The sequence below is a fragment of the Terrihabitans rhizophilus genome (assembly GCF_033898525.1).
Lineage (GTDB): Bacteria > Pseudomonadota > Alphaproteobacteria > Rhizobiales > Methylopilaceae > Flaviflagellibacter > Flaviflagellibacter rhizophilus.
This window is the reverse complement of the sequence record NZ_JAXAFJ010000010.1, coordinates 44,714-58,955: the sequence shown is the minus strand read 5'-3', so window position 1 is coordinate 58,955 and position 14,242 is coordinate 44,714. Positions and strand designations below refer to the sequence as shown.

At 67.4% G+C, this 14,242-nt stretch carries 10 protein-coding genes and 1 pseudogene; 8 read left to right on the top strand and 3 right to left on the bottom strand.

Features of this window, described 5'->3' with window-relative positions:
• Nucleotides 1–47: 47 nt before the first annotated feature.
• Nucleotides 48–3,680 (bottom strand): autotransporter domain-containing protein, encoded by a 3,633-nt coding sequence (locus tag SCD90_RS14370; protein ID WP_319845392.1) that lies wholly within the window; start codon nt 3,678–3,680, stop codon nt 48–50.
• Nucleotides 3,681–3,864: 184 nt separating this feature from the next.
• Between SCD90_RS14370 and SCD90_RS14365 the strand changes: the two genes are divergently transcribed.
• From SCD90_RS14365 to pqqE, 5 genes and pseudogenes are all read left to right on the top strand, one after another.
• Nucleotides 3,865–6,210 carry a glucose/quinate/shikimate family membrane-bound PQQ-dependent dehydrogenase gene (locus tag SCD90_RS14365; RefSeq protein WP_319845391.1) on the top strand — a complete coding sequence of 782 codons (2,346 nt, stop codon included), beginning with the start codon at nt 3,865–3,867 and terminating at the stop codon, nt 6,208–6,210.
• 38 nt (nt 6,211–6,248) lie between these two features.
• The gene (gene pqqA, locus SCD90_RS14360; RefSeq protein ID WP_319845390.1) at nt 6,249–6,338 is read left to right on the top strand and encodes a pyrroloquinoline quinone precursor peptide PqqA; all 90 of its coding nucleotides are present in this window, start codon (nt 6,249–6,251) and stop codon (nt 6,336–6,338) included.
• A gap of 31 nt (nt 6,339–6,369) precedes the next feature.
• Nucleotides 6,370–7,266 (top strand): pyrroloquinoline quinone biosynthesis protein PqqB, encoded by an 897-nt coding sequence (pqqB, locus tag SCD90_RS14355; RefSeq protein WP_319845389.1) that lies wholly within the window; start codon nt 6,370–6,372, stop codon nt 7,264–7,266.
• Nucleotides 7,267–7,271: 5 nt separating this feature from the next.
• A pseudogene (gene pqqC, locus SCD90_RS14350) lies at nt 7,272–8,263 on the top strand (pyrroloquinoline-quinone synthase PqqC).
• On the top strand, nt 8,260–9,351 hold the full coding sequence (gene pqqE, locus SCD90_RS14340) for a pyrroloquinoline quinone biosynthesis protein PqqE (protein WP_319845387.1): 1,092 nt from the start codon (nt 8,260–8,262) through the stop codon (nt 9,349–9,351). The pseudogene pqqC and the gene pqqE overlap by 4 nt, the downstream one beginning before the upstream one ends.
• Here pqqE and SCD90_RS14335 read toward each other — a convergent pair whose 3' ends face one another.
• A complete protein-coding gene (locus SCD90_RS14335; RefSeq protein ID WP_319845386.1) occupies nt 9,352–9,609 on the bottom strand; it encodes a DUF3297 family protein in 258 nt (85 codons plus the stop codon).
• 126 nt (nt 9,610–9,735) lie between these two features.
• Between SCD90_RS14335 and SCD90_RS14330 the strand changes: the two genes are divergently transcribed.
• The 3 genes from SCD90_RS14330 (at nt 9,736) to SCD90_RS14320 (ending at nt 12,553) form a co-directional block, all read left to right on the top strand.
• A complete protein-coding gene (locus tag SCD90_RS14330) occupies nt 9,736–10,986 on the top strand; it encodes a BtaA family protein (protein ID WP_319845385.1) in 1,251 nt (416 codons plus the stop codon).
• Nucleotides 10,987–11,012: 26 nt separating this feature from the next.
• Nucleotides 11,013–11,630 (top strand): class I SAM-dependent methyltransferase, encoded by a 618-nt coding sequence (locus SCD90_RS14325; protein ID WP_319845438.1) that lies wholly within the window; start codon nt 11,013–11,015, stop codon nt 11,628–11,630.
• A 101-nt stretch (nt 11,631–11,731) separates the two neighbouring features.
• On the top strand, nt 11,732–12,553 hold the full coding sequence (locus SCD90_RS14320; protein WP_319845384.1) for a Cof-type HAD-IIB family hydrolase: 822 nt from the start codon (nt 11,732–11,734) through the stop codon (nt 12,551–12,553).
• 37 nt (nt 12,554–12,590) lie between these two features.
• Here the strand turns inward: SCD90_RS14320 and SCD90_RS14315 are convergent, their stop codons facing one another.
• Nucleotides 12,591–14,222 carry an alpha-D-glucose phosphate-specific phosphoglucomutase gene (locus SCD90_RS14315; RefSeq protein WP_319845383.1) on the bottom strand — a complete coding sequence of 544 codons (1,632 nt, stop codon included), beginning with the start codon at nt 14,220–14,222 and terminating at the stop codon, nt 12,591–12,593.
• Nucleotides 14,223–14,242 lie beyond the last annotated feature (20 nt).

Sequence of the window (14,242 nt, the reverse complement as noted above, 5' to 3'; positions counted from 1 at the left end):
AAATGCAACCCCGAAACATACGGGTCCGCTACCGCACATCCCCGAACTTAGAACCGCGCCTCGAAGCGTCCGCGGACGCCGTGACTTTGTGTCTCGGGTCCGATAGCGCCGATATAGCTCACGCCGAACCGCGATGCCGCCCCGGTTTCGAATGCCAGCTCGGCCTCCACCAGCAATTGATCCCGATCCACGGGTACGCCGTTGATTTCGAAGCCGGCGCTGCCGGCGCGGAAAGCGAGCACGCGCTCTGGCGTCACATCGCCGAAGGCGTGCTGCCAAGCGACTGATCCGTTGAAGCGGCCGGGCAGCAGGCCAAGTTCCCATTCGCCGCGCACGCCCAAGGTCGCCAGCGCGAGATCGTTGTCGCTCTTGGCACTTTCGAGTGCGGCAGCGCCACCGCTCTCGGCGAACTCGCCGCCGTTGACGCGCACCACCGCGCCGCCGAGGAACGGCTCGACCGTGCCAAGTCCGGAATTAAGTGGCACGCCGATCTCCGCGAAGCCCTGCGCGGTGTAGCCGTCATAACTTGCCGTCAGCGTGTCCTCGAAGGTGCCGATCGCAACGCGGCGGTCCGTGTCGACCGCATTGAAGCCGTAGCTGCCGCCAAGCCGGAGATTGACCGGCCCCAGCAGCGCGCCCCCATAAAGCGTGGCCGATGCGCTTTGCAGATTGGCGCTGGACGTGCGGTCGGGCACATCGAGCGAGGTGTATCCGTAGCCTGCGGCAAATCCGAGCTGCCAGAATTCCCCGGCTGCGTCTGCGCCTGCGATCAGGCCGCCGCTTTGGGCGTCCATCGCTGCCGCATTGCCGTCCGAGCGGGTGTGGCGCCAGGAGCCGAGAGCCTGCGCCCAGACGCCGAACGCGGTCTGCATCACGCCGTCCGCCGTCTCTTCCTCGACATAGGGGGTCGGGGCATCGGCTATGGGGCCTGCGAAGCCAAGCGCAATATGCGGACCGCGGACGGGAGGGGCGAGCGGTTCCTGCTGCAAGGACCGAAGCCGGGCCAGAGCGGCCCCGCGATAGGTGAGGGCGTCCGCGAAGCCGGCGGAGAGGGCGCTTGCGTGAACCTCGCCGGACAGGTTGTCGAAGGCCTGCCGCGCCCTTTCCTCGCTCAAGACGATAACCCGATCGTAGATCTCTCCGTCAACGGCGAGGGTTCCGACCGCCCGCGCCGTCTCACGCTGGTTGCGGGTGCGGGCAACATCCTCGAACGCCACGTCGTTGCGCTCGAGCGAAAGGCCGACGCTCGTGGCGGTGTAGGCAAGTTCCGCGTCGAGGAAGGGGAAGCTGGCGACAAGTTCGTCGAACTCGCCCGTCACCTGCGTCGCGGTGAGGATGGTGGTAAGTGCGCGGTAACGGTCCGGCGCGTTCGTGATCTCGAGCGTTCCGCCAAGATCGGCCGTTCCGGTCACGCGGATCAGGTCACGCCAGCGGCCATCGGTCTCCGCACCCATCTCGACGGTCGCGTTGCCGCCGAGCGCGAGGTCGCCGTTCACGGTGAAGATGCCGTCTGGCGCCAGCGTTCCCCGGTCCACGGCGGTGCTGCCGACGGTGCCGCGTCCTTCCAGGCGCCCCTCATCGACCCGGACACTGCCGCCCAGCGTGCCGTTGACCCGGAGCGTGCCGCCTGTCACCCGGGCGGTGCCGGTGAAGGCCTCGCTGTCGCCACTGAGCACGGTCGTGCCGCCAATCTGGCGGATGGTGCCACGGCCGGAGATATCGGCATCGATGTCGAGCGCGGTCTCGGAATGGTTCAGGTTCAGCACGCCGGCGCCCGCGCCGAAGGCGATGCGCTTCGCGGTGATGGTGCCAGCAGCCACGGCTTCCGACGGCGCCGTGGAGGCCGAGCCGATGTTCAGGGCTCCCGTGCTCGCCGCGTCCTGCGCGATGACCACGCGTTCCGTGTCGAGCGTGCCGCCGGCTGCCACCGTCAGGGATCCCGCCCCCGCGCCGCCCACCACGACGCTCGACGAGGTCAGCCTGGAATCCACGCCGCTGACAATGAGGGTGCCGTTACCCGTCGCGGCTTGTCCGACGATGACGGTCTCGGCCGTAGCTGTGGCGCCTGCGGTGATGCTCATGGTTCCGCGTCCCGCACCGCCGACCACGAGGTCTTGCTGGGTCACGAGAAATGAGCCTGTGCCCGTGACGCTCGCGGTGCCGATGCCGGCTTCTTCCGCTCCGACGCGGAAGGCGGTGGTCCGCACGCCTCCGGAATTGTTGACGGCAAGCGTGCCGCGCCCCGTTGCGCCGACATCGAGCGAGCCGGTGTTGCGCCATTCCGATCCGGTGCCGGAAACAACCGCCGAAGACTCCAGACCCGCCGATCCGCCGATCCTGGCGCCGCCGCTGCTGGCGATACCGCCCGCGTCCACCGTCAGGGTGCCCTGTCCGGCGCGTCCGATATCGACCGTCCCGCTGCTGGTCCAGCGCGCCCCGGCACCCGTTACCCTTATGGTGCCGTTGCCGGCCACGGTGTCGCCGAGCACGGCGGTGGTGTTGTTGACCTGTCCGCCGGCCTCCACGGTCAGGTCGCCGTTGCCGCCGCTGCCGATCGACAGGCCGGACGTGCTGGTCCACGACGATCCCGTGCCGGTGACCTTGGCGGAACTGGTGCCGCTGATGCCGATGGATCCGGCCCCGCTGTTGACCGTGCCGCCGCCCTCAACCGTCAGGGCTGCGTTGCCGGCGCGTCCGACGACGAGGTCGCCGGTGTTCGTCCATGTCGATCCTGTGCCGGTGACGACGACGGAGCCGATGGAGCCCGTGCCGTCCGCGATGCGCGACGAGGCGCTGCTGATGGCGCCGCCCGATTCCACGCGCACGGAGGCGCTGCCCGATCGTGCCACATCGAACGCACCCGTGCTGACCCAGCGGGAACCGGCATCCTGCACGCGGACATTGGCCCCGCTGCCGGCCGCCACGCCAAGCGCGGTCGAGCCGCTGGACACGGTGCCGCCGCCTTCGACGGCAACGGTTCCATCATTGACGAGGAACGGCCCGACCGTGCTGACGGACGAACTCTGCCCCTTGACGAAGACCGTGCCTGAGCCGCCGCTGGAGCCCACGGATACCGATCCGCTGCTGATCTTGCCGCTGGCCGTGGCGTTCAGCGTTCCGGTGCCTGCGCCGCCGATCGTCAGCGCGCCGGCATTGGTCCAGGTTCCCTCCCGGTCCACCGTGACGGCGCCGGTCGAACCCGCGCCGAGGCCGATGCTGGCGCCATTGGAGGTGAGTGCTCCCTGCGACACCACATCGACGGTTCCGGTGCCGTTGCCGCCGACGGTGAGGCTGCCGCTGTTGGTCCATGTCGAACCCGCGCCGTTCACCCGGGTATAGCCGGTGGCGCCCGCTGCTGCGCCAACCGTGCCATTGGCGTTCGCGACATCACCGCCGTCGACGATCTGGAGCGAGCCGGACGTCACCGCGCCCACGGTGAGGTCGCCCGCCACGATGAAAGGGGATGGCCGGGTGCCGGGCACCGTGACTTCGCTGTCGATGGTCTCCGCCGCAGCGCCGGTAGCCAGCAGGGCTGCGATGCCCGTGCTTGCCAGCCAGACCGCGGTCCGGTGGCGCGCCGGCCGAAATGGGCCTGAAGCGGGGCCCACAGGCGCGGACGTCCGCCCTGCGTCGGGCAGGCAGGCGCGGCGGGCGTAGGCACGGTTCGAAGGCAGCTGCATCTTGGCTCAGCGTGAATGAAGATCCTGCAAGGATTCATTCACCATCTTCGTTAACGCCCGATTTACGCTGGCGCATTCGACCTATGACTTGGATCAGTGTCCACTTTCGTCTGCTTGCCTCGGCCGCTTTACGCCACATGTGAGGCACCAAGCTGGACCCATTGCGGAACCTTCCGGAGGCAAGATGGTCACTGTCATCACAAGTGTCGTATTCCTGCTCGTCGGCCTGGCGCTGACAGGCGGGGGCGGATGGCTCATCCAGCTCGGCGGCAGCTGGTATTATCTGCTGGCCGGGCTGGGCTTCATCGTCACGGCTTTCCTCCTGTTCCGCAGGCAGAGGTCGGCGCTGCTGGTCTATGGGCTGGTCATCCTCGGCACGCTCGCATGGGCGCTTTATGAAGTCGGCTTCGACTGGTGGCAGCTCGCGCCGAGGGGCGGCGTCGTCATCCTGCTGGGCCTGTGGCTGTTGACGCCGTGGGTTGCCCGTGGGATCGGGCCGCGCTCCGTCACGGACCGCGCTCCCGACCGCATCGCCACCGGCGCACTGGCGGCAACCGTGCTCATCGCGCTGGCTGCGGCGGTCTATTCCATGTTCCTCGACCCGCACCGCATCGAGGGGCGGCTCAGCGCCGAAGCGGTGACGCCGCAGCCCAATCTCGGCAACAGCGTGCCGGACGGCGAGTGGCATCAGTACGGCCGCACCAATTACGGCCAGCGCTATTCACCTCTGGCGCAGATCACGCCGGAGAACGTCAAGAAGCTCGACGTGGCGTGGACCTACCGGACCGGCGACATCCGCGGCCCCGACGATGTGACGGAAACCACCTATCAGGTGACACCCCTCAAGATCGGCAGCACGCTCTATCTCTGCACGCCCCACAACATCGCCATCGCCCTGGACGCCACGAGCGGCAAGGAAAAGTGGCGGTATGATCCGAAGGTGGGGCTGGAGAACCAGCGCCAGCACCAGACCTGCCGTGGCGTCTCCTACTACCAGGACAGCGCGGCGGCGGCCGATGCGCCCTGCGCCACGCGTGTTTATCTTCCGACATCGGATGCGCGGCTCATCGCGCTGGATGCGGCAAACGGCCAGGTCTGCACCGGCTTCGCGGAAGGCGGTTCGCTGAACCTGCTGACCAACATGCCCTACAAGCCGGCCGGCTATTACTACTCGACCTCGCCGCCCACCGTTTCCGGCAACCTCATCATCGTGGCCGGCGCGGTGAACGACAACTTCTCCATCCAGTCGCCATCGGGCGTGATCCGCGCCTTCGACATCAACACCGGCGCTCTGGTGTGGAACTGGGATTCCGGCAATCCCGACCGCACCACGCCCGTCGGGCCTGACGAGACCTACACGGCCAACTCGCCGAACTCATGGTCGGTCATGAGCTCCGACGACGCGCTGGGGCTGCTCTATGTGCCCTTGGGGAACCAGGTGCCGGACCAGCTGGGCATGAACCGCTCGGAGAATGTGGAGAGGTTCTCGTCGTCCATCGTGGCGCTCGACATCCGCACCGGTCAGTTGCGCTGGGTGCGGCAGACCGTGCATCACGATTTGTGGGACATGGACGTGCCGGCACAGCCGGTGCTGATCGACCTCAACACCGCGAACGGCCCGGTTCCGGCGCTGGTCGGCCCCACCAAGCAGGGCGACATCTATGTGCTGGACCGCCGCACGGGCGAGCCGATCATCCCCGTGACGGAGGAGCCCGCGCCGGGCGGGACCATCCCGGAGGACCGCGCCTCGCCCACGCAGCCGCTGTCGGGGCTGAGCTTCAACCCGCCGAAGCTGACGGGCGCGAGCATGTGGGGCGTGACCATGTTCGACCAGCTGGCGTGCCGCATCCAGTTCCATTCGCTGAATTATCTGGGCCGCTACACGCCGCCTTCGGTGAAGGGCACGATCGTCTATCCCGGCAATTTCGGCGTCTTCAACTGGGGCAGCGTGGCGGTCGATCCCGTGCGGCAGGTCATGTTCGGCATGCCGACCTATCTGGCCTTTACCTCGCGCCTCGTGCCGCGTGACGAGGTGCCGGCTCCCGGCGGCGATGAGAAGGGCAGCGAACAGGGCCTGAACCGCAACGAGGGCGCGCCCTATGGCGTCTATATGGGTCCGCTGATGTCGGCTCTCGGCCTGCCCTGCCAGGCGCCGCCATGGGGCTATGTGACGGGCGTGGACCTGCGCACCGGCAAGATCGCCTACAAGCACAAGAACGGCACGGTGCGCGACGCCTCGCCCATTCCGTTGCCCATCGAGCTTGGCGTGCCGGGCATCGGCGGGCCGATGATCACGGCCGGCGGCGTGGCGTTCCTCGGCGCGGCCATCGACGACTACATCCGCGGCTACGACGTCACGACTGGCGACGAGATCTGGCGCGCCCGCCTGCCCGCCGGCGGACAGGCCACGCCGATGTCCTACGAGCAGGACGGACGTCAATATGTTGTGATCGTCGCCGGCGGCCATGGTTCTGTCGGAACCAAAGCGGGTGACTATGTAATTGCCTATAGCCTTCCCTATGGCCAGTAGGCGCTGGACCTTCAGTGCTCACGTGCAAGGAGAGTTTTATGACCTGGACCACACCCGAGATCACCGAAGCCCGTTGCGGCATGGAAGTGACCAGCTACGAGTCGGCGGACATCGACACCATCGATTGAACTGCTTTTCCGAAGAGGTGACGCGGACGCCGTGAAGATCATCGTTCTCGGCTCCGCGGCGGGCGGCGGCTTCCCCCAGTGGAACTGCCGCTGCCCCACCTGCCAACTGGCCCGGGCCGGCGACCCGCGCGTCCAGCCGCGCACCCAGGCCGGCATCGCGGTCAGCGCCGATGGCGAAAGCTGGCTGCTGGTGAATGCCTCGCCAGACCTGCGGCAGCAGATCATCAGCACGCCCGAGCTTCATCCCCGGCATGGACTGCGCCACAGCCCCATAGGAGCGGTGCTCCTGACGAATGGCGATCTCGATGCAATCGCGGGCCTTCTGACACTGCGCGAGCGGCAGCCGTTCCTGCTCTACGGGACGAAGGCTGCGCTCGATGTGCTGGACGGCAACACGGTGTTCAACGTGCTGTCCGATCTGGTGGAGCGCCGGGATTTCACGTTCGGTAAGGTCTTTGAGGCTGTGCCGGGCCTTCAGGTTGAGGCTTTTACCGTACCCGGCAAGGTGCCGCTCTATCTGGAAGGCAGCGATCCTGTTCTTGCCGAAGAAGGCGAAAACGTCATCGGCCTTGAGATCACCGCCGGCGGCAAAAGGCTCGTCTTCATCGCCAATTGCGCCCGCGTCTCCGATGCGGTCCGAAAACGCACCAAGGGCGCGGACCTGCTGATGTTCGACGGCACGACATTCACGGATGACGAGATGCCCAGCCTCGGTCTTTCGCAGAAGACGGCAGCGCGCATGGGTCATCTCGCGATGAGCGGCGAGGGAGGCTCCATGGCTGCGCTCGCGGATGTGGATGCCGGCCGCAGGCTGTTCATCCACATCAACAACAGCAATCCGGCGCTGGTGGACGGCTCGCCGGAGCGCCAGGCGGTGGAGGTCGCCGGCTGGCAGCTGGCCCATGACGGCATGAGGATCGAGCTTTGACCACGATGACGCCGGACGAACTGGAAGCCGCGCTGCGGGCCGTGGGCGCCGAGCGCTACCACAACCTCCATCCGTTCCATCACCGGCTGCACGACGGCCAGTGCTCGCGGGCCGAGGTACAGGCCTGGGCGCTGAACCGCTACTTCTACCAGTCCCAGATCCCCATCAAGGACGCGACCATCCTTGCGCGCATGCAGGACAGCGCGCTGCGTCGCGAGTGGCGGCAGCGCATCCTTGATCATGACGGCGAGCGCGAAGGCGATGGCGGCATAGAGCGCTGGCTGGTGCTGACCGACAGCCTCGGCTTCAGCCGGGACTATGTGGCCTCCACGCAGGGCATCCTGCCGGCCACGCGCTTCGCCGTGGAGGCCTACGTGCATTTCTGCGCCGAGCGGTCCCTGCTGGAGGCCATCGCGTCCTCCCTGACGGAGCTGTTCTCGCCGCAGGTCATCGGGGAACGGGTCTCCGGAATGCTGGCGCACTACGATTTCGTGGACGAGCGCACGCTTGCCTATTTCACGGCGCGGCCGCCGCAGGCCCAGCGGGATTCCGATTTCGCGCTGGCCTATGTGCGGGAGCACGCAACGACGCGCGAGCTTCAGCAAAAGGTGCTGGACGCGCTTGTGTTCAAGACCGACGTGCTGTGGGCGCAGCTCGATGCCTTGTGGCACGCTTACGTAGAAGGCCATCGCCCGCCGGGCGCGTGGAGCCCCGAGGCATGACCGCGCTCGGCCCCGACAGCCGCCCGCGTCTGGCGCCCGGAGTGCGCCTGCGCCACGATGGGGTGCGCGACGCCTGGGTGCTGCTGGCGCCGGAAACGATCATCGACGCCAATCCGGTGGCCGTGGAAATCATCCGCCGCCTCACCGGCGATGCGACTTTGGCCGAAGTCGTTGACGACCTTGCCGGCGCCTTCACCGCGGAGCGCAGCTTGATCGAGGCTGACGTGCGCGCCCTTCTCGACAAGATGATCGGCAAGGGGTTGGTGGAGCCATGAGCGCCGCCCTTCAGCCGCCGGTCGGCCTGCTTGCGGAACTGACGTACCGCTGCCCACTGGGCTGTCCCTATTGCTCCAACCCCATCGAGATGGAGGGGCGGGACCGCGAACTCGACACCGCCACATGGCAGCGCGTGTTCTCGGAAGCGGCCGCGCTCGGCGTCTTGCAGGTGCATCTCTCCGGCGGCGAACCGCTCGCCCGCCGCGATCTCGCGGACCTCGTGCGCCGCTGCGCAGAGGAGGGGCTCTACACCAACCTGATCACCTCCGGCGTCGGGCTGACGGAGGCGCGGCTGCTTGAGCTGAAGTCGGCAGGCCTCGACCATGTGCAATTGTCCATCCAGGACGCGGATGCCGCTGGTGCCGACCGCATCGCCGGCTATCGCGGCGCCTTCGAGCGAAAGCGCGAGGTCGCCGGCTGGATCACGGCGGCGCGCCTGCCGCTTACGGTCAACGCCGTCATCCACCGCGCCAATGTGCATCACGCCGCCGCCATGGTGGAACTGGCCATGGAGCTTGGCGCACGCCGGGTCGAGATCGCCCACGCGCAATATTACGGCTGGGCGCTGAGGAACCGCTCCGCCCTGATGCCCTCGCGTGAGGACGCACGTGCGGCGGTGGCCGAGATCGAGCGGCTGAAGACGGAACTGGCAGGTCGCATCGCCATCGACCACGTCATCCCGGATTATTACGCGAAATATCCCAAGGCGTGCATGGGCGGATGGGCGCGGCGCACCTTCAACGTGACGCCGTCAGGCACCGTGCTGCCCTGCCACGCCGCGCAGACCATTCCGGGCCTGGAGTTCTGGTCGGTGCGGGATCATTCGCTGGCCGAGATCTGGGCCGATGCGCCCGCCTTCAACGCCTATCGCGGCACGGACTGGATGCAGGAGCCCTGCCGCTCCTGCCCGCGCCAGACGGTGGATTTCGGCGGCTGTCGCTGTCAGGCGCTGGCGCTGGCGGGCGATGCCTCGGCCACCGATCCCGCCTGCGTGCTGTCGCCCCGGCACCATGTCATGGCCGAGGCGACGGAAGAGATCGCCTTGCCGGCCGGCGAACCCGTCTACGAATATCGCCGGCTGGGCTGATCAGGCCTCGGCTGTTTCGGCCTCGTCGCGCAGATAAGGCTCCACCTGGCCTTTCAGCTTCATCGTCATGGCATTGCCGTGGCGGTCCTTCGCCTTGCCGGCGGCCACACGGATCCAGCCTTCGCTGACGCAGTATTCCTCGACATTGGTCTTCTCGGCGCCATTGAAGCGGATGCCGACGCCGCGCTGCATCAGGGCCTCGTCGTAGAACGGGCTCGACGGATCGACGGAGAGACGGTCGGGCAGGGTGTCGGTCATTGCGGCTCCAGGCGAGGGTTGGTCTGCCCGCTCTATAGGAGGGCCGGCGTGCGAGCGCCAGTCACATGCGGGTCACGCGCCTGCGGTAACCCCGTCATGAATTGCCATTCTGCAACTGGTAAATCCATGACGCAGCCATTGCGTGACGCCCAGCGGGCCACCAGCACGATCCTCGAGACCGCCGTTCACCGCAGCAAGGCGCTGTCGCGGGATGGACTGCTGGAGCGCATGTTCACCTATGCCTTCAGCGGCCTCGTCTACCCGCAGATCTGGGAAGACCCGGTGGTGGACATGGCGGCGCTGGACATCCGGCCGAGCGACCATGTGGTCGCGATCGCCTCCGGCAGCTGCAATGTGCTGTCCTACCTCACGGCCGATCCGTCGCGCATCACGGCGGTGGACCTCAACGGCGCGCATGTCGCGCTCGGCCGGCTCAAGCTGGCCGCGCTGCGCACACTTCCCGATCACGCGGCCTTCTTCCACTTCTTCGGCCGCTCGGACTCGAAGGACAATGTTCGCACCTTCGACAGCGTCATCGCACCGGAGCTGGACGAACTGTCCCGCGCCTACTGGACGGCGCGCCGCGTGGACGGCCGCCGGCGCATCGACCAGTTCGCCGACAATTTCTACACCCACGGCCTGCTGGGCCGCTTCATCGGCGCCGGCCATCTTCTGGCTCGCCTCTACGGCTGCGATCCCCGCGCCGTTCTGGCAGCCCGCACGCGCGATGAGCAGCGCACCCTGTTCGACCGGCATTTCGCTCCGCTGTTCGACAAGCGCTTCATCCGCTGGCTGATGCGCCAGCCGGCTTCGCTCTACGGCCTCGGCATCCCGCCGGCCCAGTTCCGCGCGCTGTGCGGCGACCAGCCGGACGGCATGGCCCGCGTGCTGCGCCAGCGGCTCGAGCGGCTGGCTTGCGACTTCGATATCTCAACCAACTATTTCGCCTGGCAAGCCTTCGGCCGCAGCTACCAGCCGGCGCCCGATGCCGCGCTGCCGCCTTATCTGCAGGAGGCCAATTACGCCGCCGTGCGTGAGCGGGCGGAGCGTGTCACCTATCGCCAGCAGAGCGTGACGGACTTCCTGCGCAGCAGCCCCGATGGCACAGTCGATTGCGTGGTGCTTCTGGACGCGCAGGACTGGATGAACAGCGACGAACTCACCGAGCTCTGGAGCGAGATCACCCGCGCCGCGCGACCGGGCGCCCGCGTTATCTTCCGTACGGCCGCCGAAGAGGATTGCCTGCCCGGCAAGGTCGCGCAGGAGGTGCTCGGCCGCTGGACCCGTCAGGACGAGACGAGCCGCCGCCTCAGCCGCGAAGACCGCTCCTCGATCTACGGCGCGTTCCACCTCTACACGCTGCCCGCCGCCGCGTGAGCGACGCCGCGACCCTCATGGACCGGATGTACCGCCGCCAGCGGCACATCTACGACGCGAGCCGCAAGTTCTACCTGCTCGGCCGGGACGAGATGATCGCCGATCTCGCACCGCCAAACGGGGGAACAGTGCTTGAGATCGGCTGCGGCACGGGGCGCAATCTGGTGAAGATCGCCCGGCTCTATCCAAATGCCCGCGGCTATGGGCTGGACGTTTCCGACGAGATGCTGGAAACCGCGCGCCGCTCCATCGCCCGCGCCGGTCTTGAAGGCCGCATAAGGCTGGCCGCCGCAGACGCGACCTGCTTCGATCCGAAGGCCTTGTTCGGAGTGGAGAAGTTCGACCGGGTAGTGATCTCCTATGCCCTGTCGATGATCCCGGGCTGGCGCTCCGTTCTTCGCGGCGCGGCGGCCCATCTCGACACGGCCGGGCAATTGCACATCGTGGATTTCGGAGACCAGCACGGCCTGCCGGCGCCGTTCCGCTCCGCGCTGAAGCGATGGCTGGCCATGTTCCACGTCACGCCGCGCGCCGATCTCGCGGATGAGGTGGCGGCGTTGGCGCGCATGGCCGGGTTGAGCGCCGCCTGTTCCCGGCCGTTCCGGGGATATGCGGTCCGGGCCGTGATGCAGCGCGCCGGCTGACATCCTCGGGGTGCAGCCGGGCTATCGTCCGGCAACCTTTGGCTGGTTAAACTGTCGGTGTGCCATAGCTCCATCGCGATGCACGCCCCTTTGAGAGGAAGATGATGACCAGCCGCCCGATCCGCCTGTTCGTGTCCGATGTGGACGGTACCCTCGTGCGGCATGACAAGAGCCTTGCGGACGCCACCATCGCGGCGGTGCGGCGCCTGAAGGCCGCCGGTGTGCCTGTGACGCTGATCAGCGCCCGCCCGCCCAGCGGCATCTACTGGCTGGCGGAAGCGCTCGATGTCGACCAGCCGCTAGGCGCCTTCAACGGCGGCACCGTGTTTCGCCGCGACGGCACCATCATCAGCCAGAACCATTTGCCGGAGCACGTCTCCCGGAAGGCGCTCGACTTACTGAGGGAGAACGGCGTCACCCGCTGGGTGTTTGCAGACGGCAAGTGGTTCGCCAGCGAGGCCGAGGGCATCCACCACGAGCGCGAAGTCGCGGCGGCCCAGCTTGAGCCCATCCTCACCGACGATTTCGAGGCCATCCTGCCGCGCATCGACAAGATCGTCGGCGTCAGCGACGACGAGCCCCTGCTTGCGGGTCTGGAAGAGCAGGCGCAGGACCTGCTGGCGGACGCCACCGTCGCGCGCTCGCAGCCCTATTATCTGGACGTGACCGCGATCATCGCCAACAAGGGCGATGGCGTGGCTTTCCTGGCGGAGGCAGCCGGCGTCGATCTCGCATCCGTCGTCGTTGCCGGCGACATGCGAAACGATTTGCCCATGTTCGCCCGCGCCGGCACGTCCATCGCCATGGGGCAGGGGCCGGAGGAAGTCAGGGCAGCCGCGACCTACATCACCGGTTCGAACGAGGATGACGGGCTGGCGGACGCCATCGAACGGCTGATCCTGCCGCTGCTCGAACACGCCTGACGGCGCGAGGCGCCGGGCACCTTGCCCCTCGTCGTCATCAGGTGATGACGTCGGGAGCATTGCGCCCGGTGCGCTGCTGGATCGATGCCAGTTCGCCTGCGGCGGCGATGATGTCCGCCAGCGCCTCCTGCGGGTCCATGTCCTGCTTCGTCAGGTCCGCCTCGAAGCGCTCGAGATAGACGCGCAGGGTTGCGCCCTCGGTTCCCGTGCCCGAGAGGCGGAACACCGCGCGCGAACCGTTGTCGAAGTTCACGCGAATGCCCTGCTTGCGGCTCACCGAGCCATCGGTCGGGTCGGCATAGGCGAAATCGTCCGCACTGGTCACGGTCAGGCCGGCGAAGCTCTGGCCCGGCAAGGTTTCGATGCGTGCGCGCAGATCGGCCATCAACTCGTCGCCCGCCGAAGAGGCGATCCCCTCGTAGTCGTGGCGGGTGTAGTAATCCCGACCGAAGCGCTGCCAGTGGTCGCGCAGGATCTCGGCCACGCTCTCGCCGCGGGCGGCCACGATGTCCATCCACACCAGCACGGCCCACAGGCCGTCCTTCTCCCGCACATGGGAGGAGCCGGTACCCGCGCTTTCCTCGCCGCAGATGGTGACGCGCCCGGCGTCCAGTAGGTTGCCGAAGAACTTCCACCCGGTGGGCGTCTCGTACATGCCAACGCCCAGCTTCTCGGCCACCCGGTCCGCGGCGCGGCTCGTCGGCATGGAGCGGGCGATGCCCTTGAGGCCCGTGGTGTAGCCCTTGGCGAAATGCAGGTTGGCCGCCAGCACGGCCAGGCTGTCCGACGGCGAAACCGGCAGGCCCTTGCCCAGCACGATGTTGCGGTCGCCGTCGCCATCGGATGCCGCGCCCATGTCCGGCGCATCGGCCGAGGCCATCAGGTCGAACAGTTCCTTGGCATAGACGGGGTTTGGATCCGGGTGGTGGCCGGCGAAATCCGGCAGTGGCGTGCCGTTGACGACAGTGCCCGGCTCCGCGCCCAAGCGGTCCTCCAGGATCGCCTTCGCATAGGGACCGGTCACGGCATGCATGGCGTCGAAGCGCATGCGGAAGCCGGACTTGAACAGCGCACGGAGGCGGTCGAAGTCCACCAGCCCTTCCATCATCGTCACGTAATCCGTGACGGGATCGACGATCTCCACTTCCATCTCGCCGAGCGTGCTGGTGCCGATGACGTCGAGCGCGGGCGCCTCATCCGAGAGGATCTTGTACTGAGTGATTTCGGTGGAGCGGGCGAAGATGGCGTCCGTCACGTTCTCGGCGGCAGGGCCGCCGTTCGGCGTGTTGAACTTCAGGCCGAAATCGCCGTGCTCGCCGCCGGGATTGTGGCTGGCAGAGAGAATGATGCCGCCATCGGTGTGGCGCGTGCGGATGAGGTTCGACGCCGCAGGCGTGGAGAGCAGGCCGCTTTGGCCGACAATGGCCTTCCTGGCGCCATTGGCCGACAGCATGCGCAGGATGGTGGCGATGGCCCGGTCGTTGAAGTAGCGCCCGTCGCCGCCGACCACGATGGTCTTGCCGGAAACGCCGCCCACGCCCTCGATGACCGCCTGCACATAGTTCTCGAGATAACCGGGCTGCATGAAGACGGGCGTCTTCTTGCGCAGGCCGGACGTGCCGGGCTTCTGGCCTTCGATCGGTGCTGTCGTGACCGTCTCGATCGTCATCTGTGCTCTTCTCCCGCCGG

What these genes read in the sequence shown, in the direction of transcription:
- SCD90_RS14370 (WP_319845392.1), bottom strand. Translation starts at nt 3,680, where the DNA reads ATGCAGCTGCCTTCGAACCGTGCCTACGCCCGCCGCGCCTGCCTGCCC.
- SCD90_RS14365 (WP_319845391.1), top strand. Translation starts at nt 3,865, where the DNA reads ATGGTCACTGTCATCACAAGTGTCGTATTCCTGCTCGTCGGCCTGGCG.
- pqqA (WP_319845390.1), top strand. Translation starts at nt 6,249, where the DNA reads ATGACCTGGACCACACCCGAGATCACCGAAGCCCGTTGCGGCATGGAA.
- pqqE (WP_319845387.1), top strand. Translation starts at nt 8,260, where the DNA reads ATGAGCGCCGCCCTTCAGCCGCCGGTCGGCCTGCTTGCGGAACTGACG.
- SCD90_RS14335 (WP_319845386.1), bottom strand. Translation starts at nt 9,609, where the DNA reads ATGACCGACACCCTGCCCGACCGTCTCTCCGTCGATCCGTCGAGCCCG.
- SCD90_RS14330 (WP_319845385.1), top strand. Translation starts at nt 9,736, where the DNA reads ATGACGCAGCCATTGCGTGACGCCCAGCGGGCCACCAGCACGATCCTC.
- SCD90_RS14325 (WP_319845438.1), top strand. Translation starts at nt 11,013, where the DNA reads ATGTACCGCCGCCAGCGGCACATCTACGACGCGAGCCGCAAGTTCTAC.
- SCD90_RS14320 (WP_319845384.1), top strand. Translation starts at nt 11,732, where the DNA reads ATGATGACCAGCCGCCCGATCCGCCTGTTCGTGTCCGATGTGGACGGT.
- SCD90_RS14315 (WP_319845383.1), bottom strand. Translation starts at nt 14,222, where the DNA reads ATGACGATCGAGACGGTCACGACAGCACCGATCGAAGGCCAGAAGCCC.